At 71.7% G+C, this 19,957-nt stretch carries 24 protein-coding genes and 1 pseudogene; 11 read left to right on the top strand and 14 right to left on the bottom strand.

The features are described from left to right. Window positions 1-39: 39 nt before the first annotated feature. From IE290_RS12710 to IE290_RS12720, 3 genes are all read left to right on the top strand, one after another. Window positions 40-1,047, top strand: a complete 1,008-nt coding sequence (locus IE290_RS12710) for a CobW family GTP-binding protein (protein WP_505606744.1) — start codon at window positions 40-42, stop codon at window positions 1,045-1,047. 85 nt (window positions 1,048-1,132) lie between these two features. Further along, window positions 1,133-1,339: a hypothetical protein gene (locus IE290_RS12715; RefSeq protein WP_191244739.1), complete on the top strand. Its 207-nt coding sequence runs from the start codon at window positions 1,133-1,135 to the stop codon at window positions 1,337-1,339. Window positions 1,340-1,390: 51 nt separating this feature from the next. Beyond that, window positions 1,391-2,104 carry a GAF and ANTAR domain-containing protein gene (locus IE290_RS12720; protein ID WP_191244740.1) on the top strand — a complete coding sequence of 238 codons (714 nt, stop codon included), beginning with the start codon at window positions 1,391-1,393 and terminating at the stop codon, window positions 2,102-2,104. On the opposite strand, the gene IE290_RS12725 is transcribed toward IE290_RS12720, so the two are convergent. Both IE290_RS12725 and IE290_RS12730 read right to left on the bottom strand, forming a co-directional pair. Beyond that, window positions 2,101-2,871: a crotonase/enoyl-CoA hydratase family protein gene (locus tag IE290_RS12725; RefSeq protein WP_191244741.1), complete on the bottom strand. Its 771-nt coding sequence runs from the start codon at window positions 2,869-2,871 to the stop codon at window positions 2,101-2,103. The two genes, IE290_RS12720 and IE290_RS12725, sit on opposite strands and share 4 nt — an antisense overlap. A 35-nt stretch (window positions 2,872-2,906) precedes the next feature. After that, complete coding sequence (locus tag IE290_RS12730) at window positions 2,907-3,596, bottom strand: helix-turn-helix transcriptional regulator (RefSeq protein WP_191244742.1); 690 nt, start codon at window positions 3,594-3,596, stop codon at window positions 2,907-2,909. Window positions 3,597-3,695: 99 nt separating this feature from the next. Here IE290_RS12730 and IE290_RS12735 point away from each other — a divergent pair, with 99 nt between their 5' ends. Beyond that, window positions 3,696-4,220 carry a DUF2231 domain-containing protein gene (locus tag IE290_RS12735; protein ID WP_191244743.1) on the top strand — a complete coding sequence of 175 codons (525 nt, stop codon included), beginning with the start codon at window positions 3,696-3,698 and terminating at the stop codon, window positions 4,218-4,220. A 22-nt stretch (window positions 4,221-4,242) separates the two neighbouring features. After that, the gene (gene folE, locus IE290_RS12740) at window positions 4,243-4,842 is read left to right on the top strand and encodes a GTP cyclohydrolase I FolE (RefSeq protein WP_191244744.1); all 600 of its coding nucleotides are present in this window, start codon (window positions 4,243-4,245) and stop codon (window positions 4,840-4,842) included. A gap of 3 nt (window positions 4,843-4,845) precedes the next feature. On the opposite strand, the gene IE290_RS12745 is transcribed toward folE, so the two are convergent. Next, on the bottom strand, window positions 4,846-5,727 hold the full coding sequence (locus IE290_RS12745; RefSeq protein WP_191244745.1) for a MerR family transcriptional regulator: 882 nt from the start codon (window positions 5,725-5,727) through the stop codon (window positions 4,846-4,848). 173 nt (window positions 5,728-5,900) lie between these two features. On the opposite strand from IE290_RS12745, the gene IE290_RS12750 reads away from it, so the two are divergent. From IE290_RS12750 to IE290_RS12760, 3 genes are all read left to right on the top strand, one after another. Continuing rightward, a complete protein-coding gene (locus IE290_RS12750) occupies window positions 5,901-6,479 on the top strand; it encodes a TetR/AcrR family transcriptional regulator (RefSeq protein ID WP_191244746.1) in 579 nt (192 codons plus the stop codon). Window positions 6,480-6,537: 58 nt separating this feature from the next. Continuing rightward, the gene (locus IE290_RS12755; RefSeq protein ID WP_191244747.1) at window positions 6,538-7,704 is read left to right on the top strand and encodes an MFS transporter; all 1,167 of its coding nucleotides are present in this window, start codon (window positions 6,538-6,540) and stop codon (window positions 7,702-7,704) included. Window positions 7,705-7,774: 70 nt separating this feature from the next. After that, complete coding sequence (locus tag IE290_RS12760) at window positions 7,775-8,539, top strand: enoyl-CoA hydratase/isomerase family protein (RefSeq protein ID WP_191245153.1); 765 nt, start codon at window positions 7,775-7,777, stop codon at window positions 8,537-8,539. On the opposite strand, the gene IE290_RS38535 is transcribed toward IE290_RS12760, so the two are convergent. Continuing rightward, window positions 8,536-8,733: a MerR family transcriptional regulator gene (locus IE290_RS38535; protein ID WP_191244748.1), complete on the bottom strand. Its 198-nt coding sequence runs from the start codon at window positions 8,731-8,733 to the stop codon at window positions 8,536-8,538. The two genes, IE290_RS12760 and IE290_RS38535, sit on opposite strands and share 4 nt — an antisense overlap. A gap of 172 nt (window positions 8,734-8,905) precedes the next feature. Between IE290_RS38535 and IE290_RS37835 the strand changes: the two are divergent. Together IE290_RS37835 and IE290_RS37840 are read left to right on the top strand one after the other, a co-directional pair. Then, a pseudogene (locus tag IE290_RS37835) lies at window positions 8,906-9,019 on the top strand (MBL fold metallo-hydrolase); the annotation flags it as partial. 98 nt (window positions 9,020-9,117) lie between these two features. Then, entirely contained in the window at window positions 9,118-9,255 is a 138-nt protein-coding gene (locus IE290_RS37840) for a hypothetical protein (protein WP_229874506.1), read from the top strand. 37 nt (window positions 9,256-9,292) lie between these two features. On the opposite strand, the gene fahA is transcribed toward IE290_RS37840, so the two are convergent. The 9 genes from fahA to IE290_RS12815 form a co-directional block, all read right to left on the bottom strand. Then, a complete protein-coding gene (fahA, locus tag IE290_RS12775; protein ID WP_191244749.1) occupies window positions 9,293-10,474 on the bottom strand; it encodes a fumarylacetoacetase in 1,182 nt (393 codons plus the stop codon). Continuing rightward, window positions 10,471-11,322, bottom strand: a complete 852-nt coding sequence (locus tag IE290_RS12780) for a hypothetical protein (protein WP_191244750.1) — start codon at window positions 11,320-11,322, stop codon at window positions 10,471-10,473. Before IE290_RS12780 ends, fahA begins: the two co-directional genes overlap by 4 nt. After that, a complete protein-coding gene (locus tag IE290_RS12785; protein WP_191244751.1) occupies window positions 11,292-12,482 on the bottom strand; it encodes a homogentisate 1,2-dioxygenase in 1,191 nt (396 codons plus the stop codon). The genes IE290_RS12780 and IE290_RS12785 overlap by 31 nt, the downstream gene beginning before the upstream one ends. 63 nt (window positions 12,483-12,545) lie before the next feature. Then, a complete protein-coding gene (locus IE290_RS12790) occupies window positions 12,546-13,070 on the bottom strand; it encodes a MarR family winged helix-turn-helix transcriptional regulator (protein WP_191244752.1) in 525 nt (174 codons plus the stop codon). 37 nt (window positions 13,071-13,107) lie between these two features. Further along, the gene (locus IE290_RS12795; RefSeq protein ID WP_191244753.1) at window positions 13,108-14,430 is read right to left on the bottom strand and encodes an MFS transporter; all 1,323 of its coding nucleotides are present in this window, start codon (window positions 14,428-14,430) and stop codon (window positions 13,108-13,110) included. A gap of 25 nt (window positions 14,431-14,455) precedes the next feature. Continuing rightward, complete coding sequence (locus IE290_RS12800) at window positions 14,456-15,862, bottom strand: FAD-dependent oxidoreductase (RefSeq protein WP_191244754.1); 1,407 nt, start codon at window positions 15,860-15,862, stop codon at window positions 14,456-14,458. Continuing rightward, window positions 15,859-16,635: an SDR family NAD(P)-dependent oxidoreductase gene (locus IE290_RS12805; protein WP_191244755.1), complete on the bottom strand. Its 777-nt coding sequence runs from the start codon at window positions 16,633-16,635 to the stop codon at window positions 15,859-15,861. Before IE290_RS12805 ends, IE290_RS12800 begins: the two co-directional genes overlap by 4 nt. Beyond that, on the bottom strand, window positions 16,628-17,434 hold the full coding sequence (locus tag IE290_RS12810; RefSeq protein WP_229874444.1) for an SDR family NAD(P)-dependent oxidoreductase: 807 nt from the start codon (window positions 17,432-17,434) through the stop codon (window positions 16,628-16,630). Before IE290_RS12810 ends, IE290_RS12805 begins: the two co-directional genes overlap by 8 nt. Continuing rightward, window positions 17,431-17,838: a nuclear transport factor 2 family protein gene (locus IE290_RS12815; RefSeq protein ID WP_191244756.1), complete on the bottom strand. Its 408-nt coding sequence runs from the start codon at window positions 17,836-17,838 to the stop codon at window positions 17,431-17,433. Before IE290_RS12815 ends, IE290_RS12810 begins: the two co-directional genes overlap by 4 nt. 113 nt (window positions 17,839-17,951) lie before the next feature. Between IE290_RS12815 and IE290_RS12820 the strand changes: the two genes are divergently transcribed. Beyond that, window positions 17,952-18,623 (top strand): IclR family transcriptional regulator, encoded by a 672-nt coding sequence (locus tag IE290_RS12820; RefSeq protein ID WP_229874445.1) that lies wholly within the window; start codon window positions 17,952-17,954, stop codon window positions 18,621-18,623. Between the two features lie 48 nt (window positions 18,624-18,671). Here IE290_RS12820 and IE290_RS12825 read toward each other — a convergent pair whose 3' ends face one another. Continuing rightward, entirely contained in the window at window positions 18,672-19,919 is a 1,248-nt protein-coding gene (locus IE290_RS12825) for an MFS transporter (RefSeq protein ID WP_229874446.1), read from the bottom strand. Between the last annotated feature and the right edge of the window lie 38 nt (window positions 19,920-19,957).

Below are 19,957 nucleotides of genomic sequence, written 5' to 3' on the forward strand. Positions count from 1 at the left end.
CCCACCGGCGTGGCTCACCGCGCGCTAGGGTGTGGCGCGGTGAGCACTTCCGAGCCGATTCCCGTGGTCCTGGTCGCCGGTTACCTGGGCTCGGGCAAGACGACACTGGTCAACCACCTGCTGACGCACGCGCGCGACCACCGCATCGGCGTGATCGTCAACGTCTTCGGACGGATCAACGTCGACGCGCTGGCGGTGGCCGGGCAGGTCGACGCGATGCTGCCGATGGGCAACGGCTGCCTGTGCTGCGCGGTCGACACGGCGGGCCTGGACCGGATGATGGCGCGGCTGGCCGAGCCGGAACTGGGCATCGACGCGATCGTCATCGAGGCCAGCGGTCTGGCCGAACCACGCGACCTGGTGCGGATGCTGCTGGCCAGTGAGAACCCGCGGATCGCCTACGGCGGGCTGGTCGAGGTCGTGGACGCGGTCGAGTTCGAGGCCAACCGGGTGCGCCACCCGGAGCTGGACGAGCACCTGCGGTTCGCCGATCTGGTGGTGCTGAACAAGATCGACCGGTGCGACGATCCCGGCCTGCACGAGCTGGTGCGCAAGGTGAGCGACGGGCGGCCGGTGGTGCGGGCGTCGTTCGGTGCGATCGATCCGGGCCTGTTGTTCGACGCGCGGGTGCGGGAGCCGGTGGCGCGGCAGTTGTCGTTCGACGACCTGCGGCACTCCGAGCGCGAGGACCACGTGCACCTGCACGACGCCTACCGCAGCGTGGAATTTTCGTGCGAGACGCCGATCCACCCGCGGCGGCTGCTGGCGTTCCTGACCGAGCGGCCGGCCGGGCTGTACCGGATGAAGGGTCCGGTGCACTTCGGCGTGCCCGGGTACGAGGGCCGGTTCCTGCTGCAGACCGTCGGCCCGTACCTGCGGTTCCACCGGTCGCCGTGGGGTGCGCAGGCGCCCGGGACGCGGCTGGTGCTGATCGGAACCGGCCTTGACGAGGACGACCTGCTGGCCCGGCTGGCGGCGTGCGCTGAGCCGGATCCCGCGGCGCTGACCGAGCGAGCGATCCTGCCGCTGCTGAAGTACTGCGAGTAGGCACGCGGGCGCGTTCGGATCGCCCCTGGTAACCCCGCGCCGCCGGGGCGCGATAGGCGTGGCATCCCGGCAAGGAGTGGTTCCCATGCGCTCATCCGCCATCCGGTGGTTCTGGCTGGCCGTCGCTCTCGCGTTCGCGGGCACCGCGGCCGTCGAGGTCTACCTCGCCGTCACCATGGGCGCGGCCTGGGCGTGGGTGCTCGCCGGGCTGCTGGTTCTCGCCTGCGCCGCCTGCGTCGCCGCCGCCTTCCGGCCGGATCGCGTCGGCCCGCCGCGGGGTCCCGGGACGTGAAAGACGGGGCAGCCCCTGTCGCCGCCCGCGCCCATGCATAAGACTGTCCAGGTGACGGATGAACTCATCGGGCCCGCCGACCTCGAGCTCGCGGACGCGCTCAGCGCGGTCGTGCGCACGCTCGAACCGGAGCCGGACGTCGAGCAGACGGTCGCGAACATCGTCAAGGCGGTGGCGGCGACCGTGCCCGGCACCGAGGACGCGGGCATCTCCCTGCTCGAAGCGGGGAGCCTGAAGACCGTCGCCCCGTCGAGTGAACGGGTGGCGCGCCTCGACGAGCTTCAGCACCAGCTCGGCGAGGGGCCGTGCGTGGACGCGGTGTTCGCCGACGTCATCTACCGCACCGGGGACATCGCGGCGGACCAGCGCTGGCCGAAGTTCGGCGACGCCGCCGCCGAGCTGGGCATCAACTCGATGCTCGCCATCCGCCTGTACACCGGGAAGACGCTGCTCGGCGCGCTCAACCTGTTCTCCTCGGAGCGGGACGCGTTCGACGAGTCCGCCGCGCACGTCGGCGGCCTGTTCGCCGCGCACGCGGCCGTCGCCCTGGCCGGCTCGCGCGCCCAGGCGCAGCTGCGTACCGCCCTGGAGTCCCGCGACGTCATCTCGATGGCCAAGGGCATCCTGATGGAACGCCACCGGGTGACCGACGACCAGGCGTTCGACCTGCTGGTCCGCGCCTCGCAGAACACCAACCGCAAGCTGCACGAGGTCGCCCGCTGGCTGGTCACCGGCACGAACAACGCGATCAACGACGGCGACTAGCCGAACGACCCACCGCGGCCCTCGCCCGCCGCGAAGCGTTGCGCTCCGCTCGCCGCGTCGGCGGCCAGGGAGACCATGCCGTGCCGCCACTCGTTCGCCATCGCGGCCCGCTCGTCCAGACCGTCCTGCTCGAGCAGCGACAACCGGTCCTCGCGCAGGCACGTCTGCGGGAACTTCGCGATCGCCGCCGCCAGTTCCTCGGCCGCGGCCCGCTCGGTGCCCGCCGGCACGACCCGGTTCGCCAGACCCATCCGCAGCGCCTCGTCCGCGGGGACCGGGCGGCCGGTCAGCACCAGGTCCATCGCCTGGCTCACCCCGATCAACCGGGGCAGCCGCACCGTCCCGCCGTCGATCAGCGGCACGCCCCAGCGGCGGCAGAACACCCCGAACACCGCGTCCTCGGCGGCCACCCGCAGGTCGCACCACAGCGCCAGCTCCAGCCCGCCCGCCACGGCGTGCCCGGCGACCGCGGCGATCACCGGTTTGCCCAGCCTCAGCCGCGTCGGCCCCATCGGCCCGGGACCGTCCTCGCCCAGGCGGTTGCCGCGCTCGGTGCCCATCGCCTTGAGGTCCGCGCCCGCGCAGAACGTGCCCCCTTCGCCCCACAGCACGGCGACCGCGGCGGACGGGTCGGCGTCGAACGCCTCGAAGGCCTCCAGCAGGGCCTGAGCGGGCGGCCCGTCGACGGCGTTGCGCGCGTGCGGACGCGACAGGATCACGGTGTGCACCGGGCCGGCGCGCTCGACCCGGACGGCAGGTTCGATCATGCGGTCACGCTGTCACAAGGGCACCGCCTTGTCACTCAGCTCTTGCCGCGCAACTCCACGCAGCACTCCCCGGCCCGCGGCTCCAGGACCGCCTCCACGCTCGCCGCTTCGAGACCGTCGAGCAGGCCGGTGAGGAAGGAGAGGTTGATGCCGCACACCACCTCCGGCTCCCGCGCGGCCAGCGGGTGGAACGGGCAGTTGCGCAACCGCACGCACGCCGGGGACTCGCGGCTGGGTTCGAAGCCGTGCCGTCCCGCGACCTCCGCGGCGACCGTCAGCGCCCGCTCGGCGCCGAGACGGCCGGGGCGCGTCCGCTCGCGTTCGCCGCTTCCGATCGCGCGGCCGCGCTCGCGGGCGACGCGCACCGCGGCGTCGCGAGCGGTCTCGGTGTCGCCTTCGTCCACCACCGCGTCGAGGAGGATGTCCGCCAGCAGGTCGTGGTGGCGGGGCGGGATGCTGATCCGCACCTCGGCGCCGGAGGGCTCGTAGACCTTCGGCGTGCGGCCCGCCCCCCGGCGCTCGCCGACGAACTCGTAGCGCGCGCGGAGCAGGCCGGCCGCGACCAGTTTGTCGAGGTGGAACGCGGCGAGCTTGCGCGAGATGCCGACCGATCCGGCGGCCTCGTCCCGCGTGACGGGGCGGCGGGCCTGGCGGATGAAGGCGTACATCCGCCGCCGCAGCTCGTCGTCGAGCACGGCCAGCGCCCGGATCGGCCCCTCGCTCATCACCTCACGGTATCACCCAACATCGTGGGCACAATCCCAGACTCTTGACGGAAGAGAGCAATAAGACCAAACTTCATTGGCGAAAACAGGGAGGTCGTCATGGCAGACGCGAAACGGCCGGCGAACGCCGTACTGGCCGGCCCCTACGGTCACCCGTTCCACCCGATCCTGGTCACCGTGCCGATCGGCGCGTGGGTGAGCAGCCTGGTCTTCGACATCGGGTCCCGGATCGTCGCCGGGCCGGGGTTCCTCGCGCGGGGATCGGTCTGGCTCATCGCCATCGGCGTCGTGGGCGCGGTCCTGGCCGCGGCCACCGGCGCGCTCGACCTGCTGGCGGTGCCGCGCGGCACCCGGGCCTTCCGGACCGGGCTGACGCACATGACGCTCAACCTCACCGTCACCGGGGCGTTCGTCGCCGGCTTCTTCTGGCGACAGGGCGAGCTCGACGCCCGGGTCGGGATCGGCCCGCTCGTGCTGTCCGCGGCCGCGCTCGCCACCCTGGGCGTCTCCGGCTACCTGGGCGGCAAGCTCGCCTACCGCTTCGGCGTCCGGGTCGCCGACGAGGACGTCCAGGCCGAGGGGTACCGGCCCCGGCCCGCCCACCGCACCCGGCCCGCCCACTGATCACCGCACCGAAAGGCACCCCGTGCACTCCGAATCCGCCCTGCGCGTCGTCCACGATCCCGGCGAGGAGGTCGATCTCGCCGCGGCCGAACTCCACGCCGCCCGGTTCCTCGAGGCCCTCGGTGTCTCACTGGACTCCGAAAGCCTGCGCGGGACACCCGGCCGGATGGCGCGCGCCTACGCCGAGTTGTTCTCGCCGCGGCCGTTCGACCTGACCACGTTCCCGAACGACGAGGGTTACGACGAACTGGTCCTGGCGCGGGGGATCCCGGTGCGGTCGGTGTGCGAGCACCACCTGCTGCCGTTCGTCGGCGTCGCGCACGTCGGCTACCTGCCCGGCGAACGCATCCTCGGACTGTCCAAACTGGCCCGGATCGTCGAGCACTTCGCGCGGCGCCCGCAGGTGCAGGAGCGGCTGACCAAGCAGGTGGCGGACTGGCTGGCCGACCGCGTGCACCCGAAGGGCGTCGGGGTGGTGATCGAGGCCGAGCACACCTGCATGACGCTGCGGGGCGTGCAGGCCGTGGGGTCGAGCACCGTCACCTCGACGCTGCTCGGCACCCTGCGCGAGGACGCCCGGTCCCGCCAGGAGTTCTTCGCCTTGACCGGCGTCAACCCCTGACGCTCAGGCCAGCGCCTCGACCGCTTCGGCCAGCGTGCGCAGCTGCCGCGTCCCGTCCGGCAGCGGCACCGCGTCCCATCCCGGGCCCGCCACGAACAGGCGCGTGCCGGTCAGCTCCTCCGCGGGCACCTGGCGCGCCAGTTCCGCCGAGTGCGCCCACACCACGGTCGCCGACGGTTTGCGGACGGTGACCGTCGTCAGGAGGGATCGGGGCGGCACCCGCGCACCCAGTGAGATCGCGCCGCGGCCGCGTTCGGCGAGAGCGTGCCGCAGCACCTCCAGCGGCAGCGAGTGCTGCTCGTCCGGCGCGCACGCCAGAAGCACCGACGCGGAGCTGGTGTGGCCCGGTGGGATGGCGTGCAGCGCGGCGATGATCCCGTCGGTCGCCAGGTGCTCGACCTCGACCGGTCCCCCGGGCTCGGCGCACCGCTCACCCAGCTCCTGCAGGAACGGCACGAGCAGCTTCTGCCACGTGTCCACGGTGCCGTGCCGGTCGAGGAAACCGACCACGATGCGGCGGAACGCGTCCGGGTCGAGCTTCTCGGCGGCTCCGCGCAGTGACCGCCGACGGCGGCTGGCCACCCGGTCGGGTACTTGGCCGGGCGAGACGAGCGGCAGGGTGGCGCCCGCGCTCACCGTCGCGGCGGCGCTGGCCACCGGCACGCCCTGACGCACCAGGTGCACCACGCGCTCCAGACGGCGCAGGTCGCCGACCGTGTACCGGCGGTGCCGGCCCGGTTCGCGGGAGCTCGGCCCCAGCCCGTGCCGGCGATCCCAGCTCCGCAGGGTCGCCACCGCGACACCGAGCCGGCTCGCCACCGCGGCGGGGGTCAGCACCGCTTCGGGCGGTACCGCTTCGCGCGCGGCCTGCCCCGTGCGGCTCATCAGTTCACGCCTCCCGACGACTTCCGGTTACCGCCTCACCGGCGGATCCATCATTCGATTGTGCAACATCGCGGGCGCGAGCGGTTGCCGATCAACTCGATCACCGGACAGCGGACCAGTCTCGAACCAGGGTTACTGGAACGATCGGTTGGCAATCAGCTAGGCTGCTCACCATGGCGAGGACCAAGGAGTTCGACCCCGACGCGGCGTTGCACGCGGCGCTGGAGCTGTTCTGGCGCCAGGGTTACGAGGCCACCTCGATGCAGGACCTGGTCGACCACCTGGGCGTCAACCGGGCCAGCCTGTACGCCACCTACGGCAGCAAGCACGACCTCTACCTGCGCGCCCTGGACCGGTACTGCGAGATGCGCGGCACCCAGACGATGACCGCGCTCAACCGGCCCGGCCCGGCGGTGGACGCGGTCCGCGACTTCATCCGCGGCTACGCCGCCGAGTGCCACGCGGACACCCACCGCAAGGGCTGCCTGGTCACCAACACCGCGACCGAGCTCCTCCCCCACGACGCGAAGGCGGCGCGCCGCGTCGAAATCGCCTTCGGGGAACTGGAGGCCGCGCTGGCCGGCACCCTCACCCGCGCCCAGCACGAGGGCGGCCTCGCCGCGGACAAGGATCCGCGCGCGCTGGCCCGGTTCCTGGTCACCTTCGTGCAGGGCATCCGCGTCGTGGGCAAGACCGACGACGTCCGCCGCCTGGACGAAGCCGTCGACCAGGCGTTGTCCCTGCTCTCCTGACCGCCCTCGTGGCTTGCCCGTTTTTTGGAACGAACAGTTGTCTATGGAAGGAGTGCGCATGCCGCGCGCGATCTACGTGCTGAGCCTCGGCGTGTTCGCGATGGTCACCAGCGAATTCGTCGTCGCCGGCCTGATGCCCCAGCTCGCCGACGGGCTGGGCGTCACGGTTCCGCAGGTCGGCTACCTCATCACCGCCTTCGCGGTGGCGATGGCCGCCGGCGGCCCGGTGCTCACCGTCGCCCTGCTGCGGCTGAACCCGAAGACCGCGCTGATGCTGCTGTTCGCGATCTTCCTGGCCGGCAACGTCCTGGCCGCCACCGCGAGCGGCTACGGCACGATGCTGGCCGCCCGCATCGTCACCGGCGTCGCCTCGCAGGCGTTCTTCGGCGTCGCCATCTCGCTGACCGCGCAGGTCACCCGTCCCGAGGTCCGCGGCCGCGCGATCGCCGTGGTGATGAACGGCCTGATGCTCGGCACCCTGCTCGGCCTGCCGCTGGCGACCGTCGTCGGCGAGCACTTCGGCTGGCGCGCCGCGTTCTGGGCGATCGGCGTGCTGGCCGCGGTCGCCGCGCTGACCACGCTCGCCGGGGTGCCCGCGGTGGCGCCGCCCGCCGAAGGCGGCACGTTCCGCGAGGAACTGGGCGTGTTCCGCACCCCGCGGCTGTGGCTGGCGCTGTCGACGAGCACGCTCATCATCGGCGCCACGTTCTCCGCGTTCAGCTACTTCACGCCGATCCTCACCGAGGTCACCGGGTTCGCCGGGGGCACCGTGCCGCTGCTGCTGGTCGCCTACGGGGCGGCCACCGTGGTGGGCAACCTGGTCGTCGGGCGGCTCGCCGACCGGCACACCGTGCCCGTGCTGGTGACCGGTCTCGCGCTGAACCTCGTCTTCCTCGTCGCGTTCGCCCTGCTCGCGGACCTGCCCGCGCCGGCGGTGGTGGCGATGCTCGGCATCGGCCTGGTCGGGGTCACGATGAACCCGGCGATGGTGACCCGCGTGCAGCGCGCCGGCAACGCCCGCCCGCTGGTCAACACGGTGCACTCGTCGTTCATCACGCTCGGCGTGATCCTCGGGTCCTCGCTCGGCGGGCTGGTGATCGAGACCTCCGGGCTACGGGCGCCGCTGTGGCTCGGCGCCGGCCTGGCGGCACTCGGCCTGCTGACCGTGCTGCCGGAACTGCTGCGCCGCCCGGCGCCCGCGCCGGTCCTGCAGCCGTGCTCCTGACCTAGCGCGGGAATGCGGCGCTGATCACTGTGCGCCCGGCCGCCGCCGTCTAGTGTGCGGCCTTGTGACTGTGCGCCTGGACCTCGAACCCACCGGACTGGCCGTGCTGACGATCGACGCCGGGCCGCTCAACCTGTACTCGCTGGAGTTGCACGCGGACTTCGACGCCGCGCTGGACCGCCTTGGCGACGCGCGGGCGCTGCTCATCCGCGCCGAGGGCAAGATCGTCAGCGGCGGGGTCGACGTGTCGCTGTTCGCCGCGCAGGAGACGCCCGAGCAGGCGAAGGAGCTGTTCGACCGGATGCTGGCGCTGACGGACCGGATCGCGGCGCTGGAGATCCCGACGGTGTTCGCGGCGCACGGGCTGTGCCTGACCTGGGCGTTCGAGGTCGCCGTGGCGTGCGACCTGATCCTCGCGGCGGAGCGGGCCTCGTTCGGTCTGGTGGAGAAGGTCGTCGGCCTGACCCCGACGATGGGCGGCACGCAGCGGCTGGCCGCGCGGGCCGGGGTCGGGCGGGCCGCGGAGTTCGTGATGACGGGCGACCGGTACCCGGCCGCCGTGCTGGAGCGGTGGGGCGTGGTGAACCGCGTGCTGCCGGACGCCGGTTTCGACGCGGCCGCCCGGTCCTTCGCGGCTTCGCTGGCGGAGGGCCCGACCCGCGCCCACGCGGCGACGAAGAGGGTGCTGTCGCACTTCGCCAGCGGCGGCGTCGCCGAGGCGAACAAGCACATTACCTCGATCGCGGCGGACCTCTACCGCACCGAGGACCTGCGCCACGCGGTCCGGTCGTTCCTGGAGGAGGGCCCCGGAAAGGCGACGTTCACCGGCCGCTAGGTCACGGTGCCGGAGACGGCTCGAACTCGCGCTTGAAGTCCGGGCACGCAGCTCGGCGTCTTCCGGCGCGGCCACCGGCCCCGCGCGCAGGCGATGCGCGCGAGCCGGTCCAGGGCCGCGGGGTGGTAGGTGCCGCGCAACCCGTTGCGGCCCACCGGGGCGAGCAGGCCACGCTTTTCGTACAACCGCAACACCGAGGGCGCCGACGCACGCCGTCAACCACTGCCTGCTGATCGAGACCGACCGCGACGGGCTGGTCCTCGTCGAGCCCGGCCTCGGCCTCGGCAACGTCCGCAACCCCGGCGAAACCCTCGGCACGACACGGGTCGAGATGGCTCGGCGGCGCTCACCGAGGAGGAGACGGCGGTGCGCCAGGTCTCCCGGCTCGGTTATGACCCCGATGATGTGCAGCACATTAGCCTGACCCACCTCGACGTGGACCACTGCGGCGGCCTGCCCGACTTCCCCGGCGCGCAAGTCCACGTCCTGGCCGCCGAGCCCGATGCTGCGATGGCCGAGGCGCCCAGCTTCCGCTACCGCCCGGCGCATTGGGAGCACCGCCCGAACGGTGGCTCATCGTGCAGACCCGCTCCGAAGTCCACCACGACCTGCGCCTCGGCGCCCAGACCCGGCTGCGCGAGCTCGTCCGCGACCACGGTGACGAGGTTTCCGTCTTCAGCGCCCACGATCCGTGGGAGCTCTACCGTTACCGGTGAGGCACCCCAGCGCGGCCGGCGCTGGGGTGCCCTCGCCTCAGCGCTTGGCCTCCGTGGCCGGCAGGATCCTTCCCCGCACCTCGCCGAAGCCGATGCGGCCTTCCGCGCCCGGGGCGGTCGCCGAGATGACCACCTCGTCGCCGTCCTGGAGGAACGTGCGCTCCTCGCCGTTGACCGTGACCGGCTCCTTGCCGCCCCAGGTCAGCTCGATGAACGCGCCGCGCTGGTCCTTCTCCGGCCCCGAGATCGTGCCCGACGCGTACAGGTCGCCCGTGCGCGAGGACGCGCCGTTGACCGTCATGTGCGCCAGCATCTGCGCCGGTGACCAGTACATCTCGCGATAGGGCGGGCGGCTGACCTCCTGCCCGTTCCACTCGACCGACAACGCGATGTCCAGGCCCCACGGCTCGGACTCGCGCAGGTACGGCAACGGCGTCGGCGACTGTTCCGGCGTCGGCACGCGCGCGGACTCCAGCGCGAGCAGCGGGACCACCCACGGCGAGATCGACGTCGCGAAGCTCTTGCCCAGGAACGGGCCCAGCGGGACGTACTCCCACGCCTGGATGTCGCGCGCCGACCAGTCGTTCACCAGCACCGCGCCGAACACGTGCCGCGAGAAGTCCTCAGTGGACACCGCGGTTCCCAGCTCGGACGGCACGCCGACGATGAACCCCAGCTCGGCCTCGATGTCCAGGCGGCGGCACTCGCCGTACGTCGGCACTGCCTCGTCCGGCGCCTTGCGCTGCCCGCACGGCCGCACGATGTCCGTTCCGGACACCACGACCGTCCCGGCCCGCCCGTGGTAGCCCACCGGCAGGTGCTTCCAGTTCGGCATCAGCGGTTCGGCGTCCGGCCGGAACAGCCGGCCCAGGTTGGACGCGTGGTGCTCGGACGCGTAGAAGTCCACGTAGTCCGCGACATCGACGGGCAGGTGCAGATCCACTTCGGACACTCCGAACACCGCGGCGTCCGGCACGTCTCCCCGTACCAGCTCGGCAATCCGCGCGCGCACCTCGACCCACCGGTCGTAGCCCTGCGCCATGAAGGCGTTCAGCGACGACCGGGCGAACACGTCGTCGTCCAGGGCCACCGCCAGGTCGACCACGGAATCGCCGACCCGGACGCCGACCCGCGGTGCACTGCCGCGCGGGGAGAACACGCCGTAGGGCAGGTTGTCCAGCCCGAACAGCGACCCCTCGGGGATGTCGATCGTGGTCACGCCGTCACTCCTCCATCCAGTGCCGAGGCCGGGACCAGTCCCAGGTCCACCAGCTCGGCCACCGGTTCGTCGATGCTGCAGGTCCCGAACGAGCGGAACGACTCCCGCGCGCCCGGGTCCACTTCGGACACCAGTTCCGCCACCCGCGCACCGTCCCGCTCGGCCAGCAACGCGATCAGCTCGTCCTCGGACGCACCGGACCGCGCCGCCGCGGTCGCCAGCAACAGGTTCAGGAACCCGTGCTGCTCGAACCCGGTCGCCGGGTCGGTGTTGCGCAGCGCGTGGTGCAACCCGGCCGTGGCCTTGAACGGCACACCCGCGCGGACCACGGCGAGCACCCCCGCGGCCAGCTCCGCCTCGTCCGGGTACAGCTCGGCCTTCACGCCACCGGTGCGGAACTTCGCCTGGTGTCCGGTCTTCGCGCAGGTCGCGATCACCTCGGCGCGCCGCGCGTCCCGCGGCACCTCGACGAACACCGGCACGTCACCGGCGACCTCGAGCGCGCGGAAGAACTCCGGCACCGACGACTCGGCGGGCATCGCGACCTCGAACCCGGCCAGCCGCACCGGCAGGTCGGCGGCCCGGCCCAGAGCGTCCGGCAGCTGGGCCGGGCCGCCCGGCGCGGTCACCGCCAGGTCCAGCGGTTCGGAGACGACCGCGCCCAGCTCCGCGAGCGCGGGCGCGGCGAGGACCAGCGGGCCGACCAGCTCGCCGTAGCCGGACGCCAGGTGCACGGCGTGGTCCGGCACCGCCCGCTCCAGGGGTTTCAACCCGGGCGGGAACACCGCCGCGTCGTCGAGGAATCCGCGGAAGACGTTCACTTCGGCCCCCGGCCGGCCCAGGTCCACGCGTAGTCCGGGTCTTCGGCCGCGCGGCCGCCCTCGCCCAGCTCCAGCGGGCGGAACGTGTCGACCATGACGGCCAGCTCGTCGAAGTACTCGACGCCGATGCTGCGCTCGTAGGCGCCCGGCTGCGGGCCGTGCGAGTGGCCGCCCGGGTGCAGCGAGATCGAGCCCTGCCCGATGCCCGACCCCTTGCGTGCCTCGTAGTCGCCGCCGCAGTAGAACATGACCTCGTCGGAGTCCACATTGGAGTGGTAGTACGGCACCGGGATGGACAGCGGGTGGTAGTCCACCTTGCGCGGCACGAAGTTGCAGATGACGAAGTTGTGGCCCTCGAACACCTGGTGCGCGGGCGGCGGCTGGTGCACGCGGCCGGTGATCGGCTCGAAGTCGCTGACGTTGAACGTGTACGGGTACAGGCAGCCGTCCCAGCCGACCACGTCGAACGGGTGCTGAGGGTAGACGAACCGCGTGCCGACGATGCCCCGGCTGCCGCGGTGCTTGACCAGCACCTCGACGTCGGTGCCGTCCACCAGCAGCGGCTCGGCCGGCCCGTGCAGGTCGCGCTCGCAGTACGGCGAGTGCTCCAGCAGCTGGCCGTACTTGGACAGGTACCGCTTCGGCGGCGTGATGTGCGAGTTCGCCTCGATCGCGTAGGCGCGCACCGGGCCGTCCGGCACCCAGCGGTGCGTGGTGGCGCGCGGCAGGATCACGTAGTCGCCCTGGCGGAACGGCAGCACGCCGAACACCGTCTCGACCACGCCCTCGCCGGACTCGATGTAGACGCACTCGTCGCCGATCGAGTTGCGGTACAGCGGCGAGGCCTCACCGGCGGCGACGTAGGAGATGCGCACGTCGCCGTTGCCGAGCACGAGCCGCCGCCCGGTGACGATGTCGTTGGACTTCCACTCCTCGCCCGGGAACAGCTCGTGCAGCTTGAGGTGCCGCGGCTTGAGCGGGTGGTTGGCCTCGGTGGTCAGGTCCGGGAGCTCCCAGACCGTCGAGTCGACGATCGCCGACGGGATGTTGCGGTGGTAGAGCAGCGAGGAGTCGCTGGAGAAGCCCTCCTCCCCCATCAGCTCCTCGTAGTACAGGCCGCCCTCGGGCGTGCGGTGCTGGGTGTGCCGCTTGGGGGGAACCGCACCGACCTGCCGGTAGTACGCCATGACCTCGCCTCCTTGCCGGTCCGATGTAGTAAATGTATGTACTACTTCTCCGGCGCGCAAGGGTCAGTTGCGGCCGCGCACGTCGAACTGGTCGCGGTTGGTGATCAGCTTGTCCAGCAGCATCACCAGGATCCGCTGCTCGGCCTCGGTGAGCACGCTGGTCCACTCGTGCTCGCGCTCGTTGTGCTCGCGGAACACCTCGACCATCTCGGCCCGGCCGCGCTCGGACAGCGACAGCAGCACCGAGCGGCCGTCGTGCTCGCCGGGCGTGCGCTCCAGCAGCCCGTCCGCGACCAGCGTCTTCGCCAGGTTGGACACCGCCGCGCGGCTCATGCCGGTCAGCTCGGCGGCCTTCTTGGCCTCCAGCGGTCCGGCCAGCCAGGTGACGAACAGCAGCCGGAACCCGGACCAGGAGTGGCCGCGCGGCCGGTGGACGCTGGCCTCCAGGTCGTAGGTGACGATGTTGGAGGCCCGGTTCAGGGTCAGCAGCACCTCGGTGGCGAGCTGGTGCCGGAAGCCGAACTCCTCGGCGAGCCGGCGGTTGGCGAGCTCGACGAAGGACCAGAAGTCGAGCTCGCCCTCAGCCATGACCGCAACCCTATCGCCGGGAAGAAGTAGTTAATACCTAAACTACCTCATGAGCGGCCGGCGCGGCACGCCGTTCCTTGGTCACCTTGAGGAAGGACAGCATCACCGCGCACAGGACCAGGCAGGCGATCGGGAAGTACAGGCCCACCGACACGTCGTCGGCCGTGGCGTTCTTGCCGATCACGTACGGCCCGAAGAACCCGCCCAGCGCGGCGATCGAGTTGATCGCGGCCAGCCCGACCGCGGTGTGCTCCTTGGACAGCACGCGCGAGGCCAGCGCCCAGTACGGCGCGAGGTAGCCGAGCACGCCGATCGCGACCAGCGACAGGCAGATCAGCGCCGCGACCGGGGTGTGCCGGAACTGGATCGTGCCGAACAGGCCGATCGCGGCCAGCAGCATCATCGCCACCACGTGCCCGCGCCGCTCGCCGGTGCGGTCGGAGTTGCGCGCCACCAGCAGCATGCCGATCGCGCCGACGATCCACGGGATCACACCGAGGAACCCGATGTTGGTCGCCGAGTACGACGGGTCCATCTGCTTGACGATCTGCGGCAGGAAGAAGGTGAACCCGTACAGGCCGCACGCGGCGAACAGGTTCGCGAAGGCCATGTAGAGCACCTTGCGGTCCTTCATGACCCGCAGCTGGCCGAAGAAGGTCTCCTTCTGCTCCGGCGCGTAATCCTTGTTGATCTCGGTCTCCAGCCACTCGCTCTCCTCACGGGAGAGGAAGCTCGCTTGAGCGGGCTTGTTCGGCAGGTACGCCAGCACGACCAGGCCGACCAGCACCGCGGGCAGGCCCTGCAGGATGAACACCCAGCGCCAGCCGGACATCCCGAACCAGTTGACGTGGTCGAGGATCAGGCCGCCGGTGAGGCTGCCGAGGATCATCGCGACCGGCTGCGCGATCGCCAGGGTCGCGATCGCGCGCCCGCGTTCCTTGGGCCGGAACCACAGCGTCAGGTACAGCAGCAGGCCCGGGTACAGTCCGGCCTCGGCGACGCCGAGCACGATCCGCGCGATGTAGAGCTGCGGGATGTTCTGCACGAACCCGGTGACAACGGTGACGATGCCCCAGCTGATCGCGATGCGGGCGAGCCAGATCCGCGCGCCGATCTTCTTCATGATCATGTTGCTGGGGATCTCGAACACCACGTAGGCGAGGAAGAAGATCGCCGACGCGGTGCCGAACACCGCCGTGGTGATCAGCAGCTCGTGCTGCATGCCCAGCTGGGCGTAGCTGATGTTGGACCGGTCCATGTAGTTGAACACGTACAGCAGCGCGACCAGCGGCAGGACTCTCTTGCTGACCTTGCGGATCGTTCGGCTGCCGAGGTCCCCGGCAGCGGTGGTTTCGCTCATGTCTCTCCTCGTTGAGTTGGCGAAGTCAGGCCGCGGCGTGGAGGCCGGCCAGGCGGCCCATGGTCAGGGCGTTGGCGACGGCGTTGCCGCCACCGACGTAGCGCTGCCCGAGCACACCGGCCCCGGCCTCGCCCGCGGCGAACAGGCCCGCGATGACCTCGCCGCGTTCGTCGCGCACCGCGGCGCGCGCGTCGATCTCCAGTCCGGCGTGCGTGCACACCAGCTCCGCGGGCAGCAGGCGCGCCGCGTAGAACGGGGGTTCGCCGATCGGGTCCGGGTGGCCCGTCGCGCCCTTGTTGGCGAGCGTGCGGTGCCGCAGGAACTCCGGGTCGTGGCCGGAGGGCAGCTGCTCGTTCCACCGGCGCACGGTCGCGACCAGCGCGTCGGCGGGGAGCCCGGCCTTGCCGGCCAGTTCCTCGAGGCTACCCGCGCGCAGTGTGCGCCCAGCTTCGGCCTCGGCCAGCACGTGTTCGGCGTCCCAGTGCGCGTACCCGGGCGGCAGGCTCCGGCGGGCGCGCTCGTCGAAGATCGCCCAGGCGGTGCCACCCTGTCGCTCGATGATGCCGCTGGACACCGCGTAGGAGGCGTCCTCGTCCATGAACCGGCGGCCCTGCGCGTTGACGTAGATCCGCGACTTGGGCGGGAACCCGGACTGCCAGTGGTGCAGCCGCTGGAAGTACGCGGTGGGCAGCAGCAGGCCCCAGCCCTGGCCGGTGACGCCCGCGCCGACCTGCTCGCCGAAGCGCAGGTGGTCACCGCGGCTGCCGTCGGCGGCGACGACGAACAGGTCCTCCCCCGCCCGCAGCGCGGCCGGGTAGTAGCGGGCCAGCAGGTCCGGGTCCTGGGCGAACCCGCCGCTGGCGACCACCACGGCGTTCGCGCGCACCTCGATGCCGTCCGCGACGACGCCCGCCACCCGGCCGCCGGTCTCGATCAGCCGCTCGACGCGGGTGTTGAGCACGACCTCGACGCCGCGCGCGCGGGCGGCCTTGGCGAGCACCTGCACCACGCCGTAGCCCTGGTCCTTGGGCACGTGCCCGCGCCACACGTCCTCGACCCCGGCCTGGCACAGGCCCGGGGTGTGCGCGTTGCCGGACACCTTCGCCGGGATCTCCACGCCGAGGCCGATCAGCCACTCCAGCGTCGGGCCCGACTGACGGCAGAACGCCTCGATCAGCCCGGGTTTGAGCTGCCAGGAGTTGAGGTCCATGTAGTGCTGGAAGAACCGCTCCGCGGAGTCCTCGATGCCCAGCGCGGCCTGCACGCTGGTGCCGGCGGCGGTGAACATGCCGGCGGACAGCTGGGTCGAGCCGCCCAGTTCGGTTTCGGACTCGAACAGCAGCACCGAAGCGCCCCGCTCGGCGGCGGAGATGGCGGCGGCGAGCCCGGCACCACCGCCGCCGACGACCACGACGTCCCATTCGTCGGTCATGCCAGCTCTCCTCCGGTTTCGGCGATGATGCGGTGGTACAGGCCGTTGGACACCAGGCCGCCGTCCACCGTGACCTCGCTGCCGGTCATGTAGCTGGACCTGCTCGACAACAGGAACAGCACGGCCTCGGTGATCTCCGCGGGCTGCGCCATGCGCCCGGCCGGAATGCTCGCCACCGCCGAGGTGACGAACGAGTCGGCGCCGGCCAGCAACGCGGTCTCGACGAGTCCGGGGTGGACGGAGTTGACGCGGATCCCCCACTTCGCGAAGTTTCCGGCGGCCGATTTGGACAGTCCGGTCAGGCCCCACTTGCTGGAGGAGTACGCGGGCGAGAAGTAGCCGATCTGGCCGGAGATCGAGGAGATGTTGACGATCGACCCGCCGCCCGAGTCGCGCATCAGCTCCGCGACGGCCTTCATGCCGTAGAACGGGCCGAACAGGTTGATGCGCAGAACCTGGTCCCAGATCTCGTCGGTGGTGTCGAGGAATTCCCGGCGACGGGAGATGCCCGCGTTGTTGACCAGACCGGTGAGGCGGCCGCGGGTCGCGCGGATCTCCTCGACGACCCGGGCCCACGCCTGCGGGTCGGTGACGTCCAGTTCGTGCACCGAAGCCGAACCGCCTGCCGCCTCGATCTCCTCGAGCACCGGCGTGGCGTCGGCGATGTCGGCCAGGCAGACGTGCGTGCCGTGTGCCGCGAGCGCGCGGGCGTGACCGGCGCCCATGCCGGCGGCGGCGCCGGTGACCAGCACGGTGTCCGGGTACTCAGACATGCCGCGACCCGCCGTCGACGGCGATGCTGTGCCCGGTCACGTACCGGGCGCTGTCGGAGAGCAGGAACAGCAGCGGTCCGACGACCTCCTCCGGCGAGCCGAGGCGGTGCAGCGGCACGACGTCCAGCGCGTGCTGAAGCGCGGCCGGGTCCTCCTTGACCCACCGGGTCATCTCGGTGTCGATGTAGCCGGGGGCGATCGCGTTGACCCGGATGCCGCGGTCGCCGAACTCGACGGCGAGCGATTCGGTGAGGTGCGCGACGGCGGCCTTCGACGTGCAGTAGGCGGCCCGGCCACGGCGGACGCGCACGGCCGACACCGACGACATGTTCACGATCGCGCTGCCCGGTTCCATGTGCCGCGCGGCGGCCTGCGCGCCGTAGAGGACGCCCTCGACGTTGACCGACAGGGTCGCGTTGATCTGCTCCGGCGTGATCTCGTCGGCGAGCGCGAACGGGAAGATGCCGGCGTTGTTGACCCAGAAATCCAGGCGCCCGAACCGCTCCAGCGCCAGCTGTGCCACGGTTTCGTGGTCCTCGGGCCGGGTGACGTCGATGCGGGCGCCGACGATCTGGCCCGGCTTGTCACTACCGGCGAGGTCCGCGGTGAGTTCCTTCGCGGTCGCCAGCATCTGCTCTTCGTTGATGTCGGCGGCGACGACGTGGACACCGCGCGCGGCGAGTGCGGCGGTGAAGCGCGCGCCCATCCCGCGGGCGGCGCCGGTGACGACCGCGACCTTGCCCGCGAATTCCGGGTAGACGGCCGTCATCGGCTCGTGCTGGGCGCGTGTGTCGCTCATCGGTTCTCCTTCAGGTCGTCGCGGCGCACGGTGCGGCGGCGGATGCGCCAGCCGCCCGCGTGGCGGACGAGGTGGTCGGTGATCGTGGTCTGGCGGAGGAGTTCGGGCGGGCTGTCCGGCATCGTGCGCACGATCTGCAGGTAGGCCCGCACCGTGAGGCCGTCGTCCGCGGGGGTGACGTGCAGGTTGGTGAGGACGTGGCGCGTGATGCCTGGTTGAGCGGCGAAATCCTCGGCGAACCTCGTGAGCGCCGCCGTGCCGGTGACGGGCGCCGGGTAGCTGGGCGAGCAGAACTCCCCGTCCGGGGTGAACGTGTCCGCCCACTCGCGGGCCCGGCCCTCGTCGATGTGGTGGCTCTGCCCGCCGTACAGCTGGTGCACGAGCACGAGCGTCTCCACGTCCACGATGACCTCCTCCAGGGCTTGCGCGCTGCGGTGAGTGTGCTATTATCGCACGCAGCGTGCGAACTACGGAAACAGTAGGTCGCGGTCCGGTTCGTCGTCAAGGGGGTGCCCGCGTGTCCGAAGTCGACTCGGGGATGTCGAAAACGCTGCACAACGGGTTGCAGATCCTGGAGCTGCTCGTCGCGCACCCGCAGGGGATGACGCTGACGGAGATCGCCGAGGGGGTCGGGGTGCACCGGACGGTGGCGCACCGGCTGGTGCGGACGCTGGAGGCGCACCGGTTGTGCCGGCGGGACCGGTTCAAGCGGATTTCGCTCGGCACGGGCCTGGTGCGGCTGGCCGAGCCGGTGGAGCAAGACTTGCGGACGCTCGCGCGGCCCGTGCTGGAGGAGCTGACCGACCTCACGCAGGCCACGGCGCACCTGGTGGTGCGCGAAAACGCCGACGAGGTGCGGATGCTGATGATCGTGGAGCCGCGGCAGGCGCGGATGCACGTGAGCTTCCAGCCCGGGCAGGTGGACCCGATCGACCGCGGCTCGGCGGGGCTGGCGCTGCTGGCCGCCGCGCCGCCGGCGCCGGGCGAGCGAGAGGAGGTGTCGCTGGCCCGCAAGCGCGGATTCGCGGTCTCCTACGGGGAAATCGCGCCGTCGGTGATCGGGATTTCGGCGGTGGTGCCCGGGCGGGAGGTCAGCATCGGCCTGTCGCTCTTTTCGGCGCCGGACGAGGAATCGCTGGGCCGCACGGTGGTGGACGCGGCCCAGCGACTGGGTTCGTTGCTGCGGTGACTACGTCACTGGGTTGTGGCGCGGAGGCACCCCGACCCGTCCGTGGGGTCAGATGGCCGGGGTGGACGCCGAGGTCGACCCGTGCTTGGCCAGGCGGTGTCCCAGCTCGGACAGTGCCAGGGCCAGCACCGCCACCACGGCACCGATCAGGCTGATCCACCGGGCCCCGACGGCACCGATCCCCACCGCCCCGATCACGCCGGAGAAGGCGATCGCGAGGTACAGGAACGCCGCGTTGAGCGAGATGAGCAGCGGCGCCGACGTGGGATTGAGGGCGATCAGCCGGGACTGCTGGGGTGTGGTGATGCCCCACGCGGCGATGCCGTAGACCACCGTGATGACGAGGGCGGCCGCGAACGAGCCGGTCGCGAACGGCAGGACGACGAGGCTCGCCGCGAGCAGCGTGACCGCACCGGCGACCACCAGGCGTGCGCCGAACCGGTCGGCCAGCGTCCCCGCGTAGAAGTTGCCCGCCGTGCCGGTCAGGCCGAACGCGAACATGAGCACGGCCAGCCGCGTGCCGTCGCCGCCGGTCGCGGGGGCGAAGACCTCGGCCATGTAGGTGTAGACCACGTAGGCCGCCGTGAACGCGACCAGCGTGGTGGCCAGGACGACGACGACCCGGCGGTCACCCAGCGGCGCGAGACGCTGGCGCAGCCCGCCCGGGGCCGCCACCGACACCCGCGGGACGAGCGCGAGGACGCCGACCAGGCTCAGGGCGGTGAGCAGGGTGATGAACCACATCGTCGCGCGCCATCCGAGCGCGCTGCCCACGACCGTGCCGATCGGCGCACCGAGCGCGGTCGCGGCGGTCAGCCCGGTGGTGACGGCGGCGATGGCCCGGCCGCGGCGCTCGGGACCAACCAGCGCGGATGCGGTGACGCTGGCCGCCGGAATGTACAGTCCGGCGCCGGCCGCGGCGACGACCTGCGCGATGAGGACCCCGGGAAAGTTCGGGGCGAGACCCGTGCCGACGACGCCCAGCAGGTAGAGCAGGACGGACAGTTTCAGCACCCGGTGGCGCGGCCAGGCGGCGGTCAGGGTCGCCAGGATCGGCGACATCACCGCGCAGGTCAGCGCGAAGACGGTGACCACCTGCCCCGCGGTGGCGACGGAGACGTCGAGCGAGCGGCTGAACTCGGGCAGCACGCCGGCGAGGACGAACTCGTCGGTCCCGATCGCGAACGTGCCGAAGCCGAGCATCAGGACGCTCCGCCAGTGTGACGTCTTCCCCGATGTGGCGGCGCCACCGCCGGGCGTGCTGGTCGCGTCCATTTCGGTACCGATCGGTTCCATTTGAGGTATGGTACTGATCGGTTCCGTTCTTGACCAGG

This window comes from Amycolatopsis deserti (assembly GCF_014653945.1).
Lineage (GTDB): Bacteria > Actinomycetota > Actinomycetes > Mycobacteriales > Pseudonocardiaceae > Amycolatopsis_E > Amycolatopsis_E deserti.

Excerpts from the sequence above, each read along its gene's own strand:
- IE290_RS12825 (WP_229874446.1), bottom strand. The coding sequence starts at position 19,919 with ATGGAACCGATCGGTACCGAAATGGACGCGACCAGCACGCCCGGCGGT.
- IE290_RS12745 (WP_191244745.1), bottom strand. The coding sequence starts at position 5,727 with ATGAGCCGCACGGGGCAGGCCGCGCGCGAAGCGGTACCGCCCGAAGCG.
- IE290_RS12750 (WP_191244746.1), top strand. The coding sequence starts at position 5,901 with ATGGCGAGGACCAAGGAGTTCGACCCCGACGCGGCGTTGCACGCGGCG.
- IE290_RS12785 (WP_191244751.1), bottom strand. The coding sequence starts at position 12,482 with ATGGCGTACTACCGGCAGGTCGGTGCGGTTCCCCCCAAGCGGCACACC.
- IE290_RS12730 (WP_191244742.1), bottom strand. The coding sequence starts at position 3,596 with ATGAGCGAGGGGCCGATCCGGGCGCTGGCCGTGCTCGACGACGAGCTG.
- IE290_RS12800 (WP_191244754.1), bottom strand. The coding sequence starts at position 15,862 with ATGACCGACGAATGGGACGTCGTGGTCGTCGGCGGCGGTGGTGCCGGG.
- IE290_RS12790 (WP_191244752.1), bottom strand. The coding sequence starts at position 13,070 with ATGGCTGAGGGCGAGCTCGACTTCTGGTCCTTCGTCGAGCTCGCCAAC.
- IE290_RS12805 (WP_191244755.1), bottom strand. The coding sequence starts at position 16,635 with ATGTCTGAGTACCCGGACACCGTGCTGGTCACCGGCGCCGCCGCCGGC.
- IE290_RS12715 (WP_191244739.1), top strand. The coding sequence starts at position 1,133 with ATGCGCTCATCCGCCATCCGGTGGTTCTGGCTGGCCGTCGCTCTCGCG.
- IE290_RS12735 (WP_191244743.1), top strand. The coding sequence starts at position 3,696 with ATGGCAGACGCGAAACGGCCGGCGAACGCCGTACTGGCCGGCCCCTAC.
- IE290_RS12755 (WP_191244747.1), top strand. The coding sequence starts at position 6,538 with ATGCCGCGCGCGATCTACGTGCTGAGCCTCGGCGTGTTCGCGATGGTC.
- IE290_RS12795 (WP_191244753.1), bottom strand. The coding sequence starts at position 14,430 with ATGAGCGAAACCACCGCTGCCGGGGACCTCGGCAGCCGAACGATCCGC.
- IE290_RS12725 (WP_191244741.1), bottom strand. The coding sequence starts at position 2,871 with ATGATCGAACCTGCCGTCCGGGTCGAGCGCGCCGGCCCGGTGCACACC.
- IE290_RS12810 (WP_229874444.1), bottom strand. The coding sequence starts at position 17,434 with ATGAGCGACACACGCGCCCAGCACGAGCCGATGACGGCCGTCTACCCG.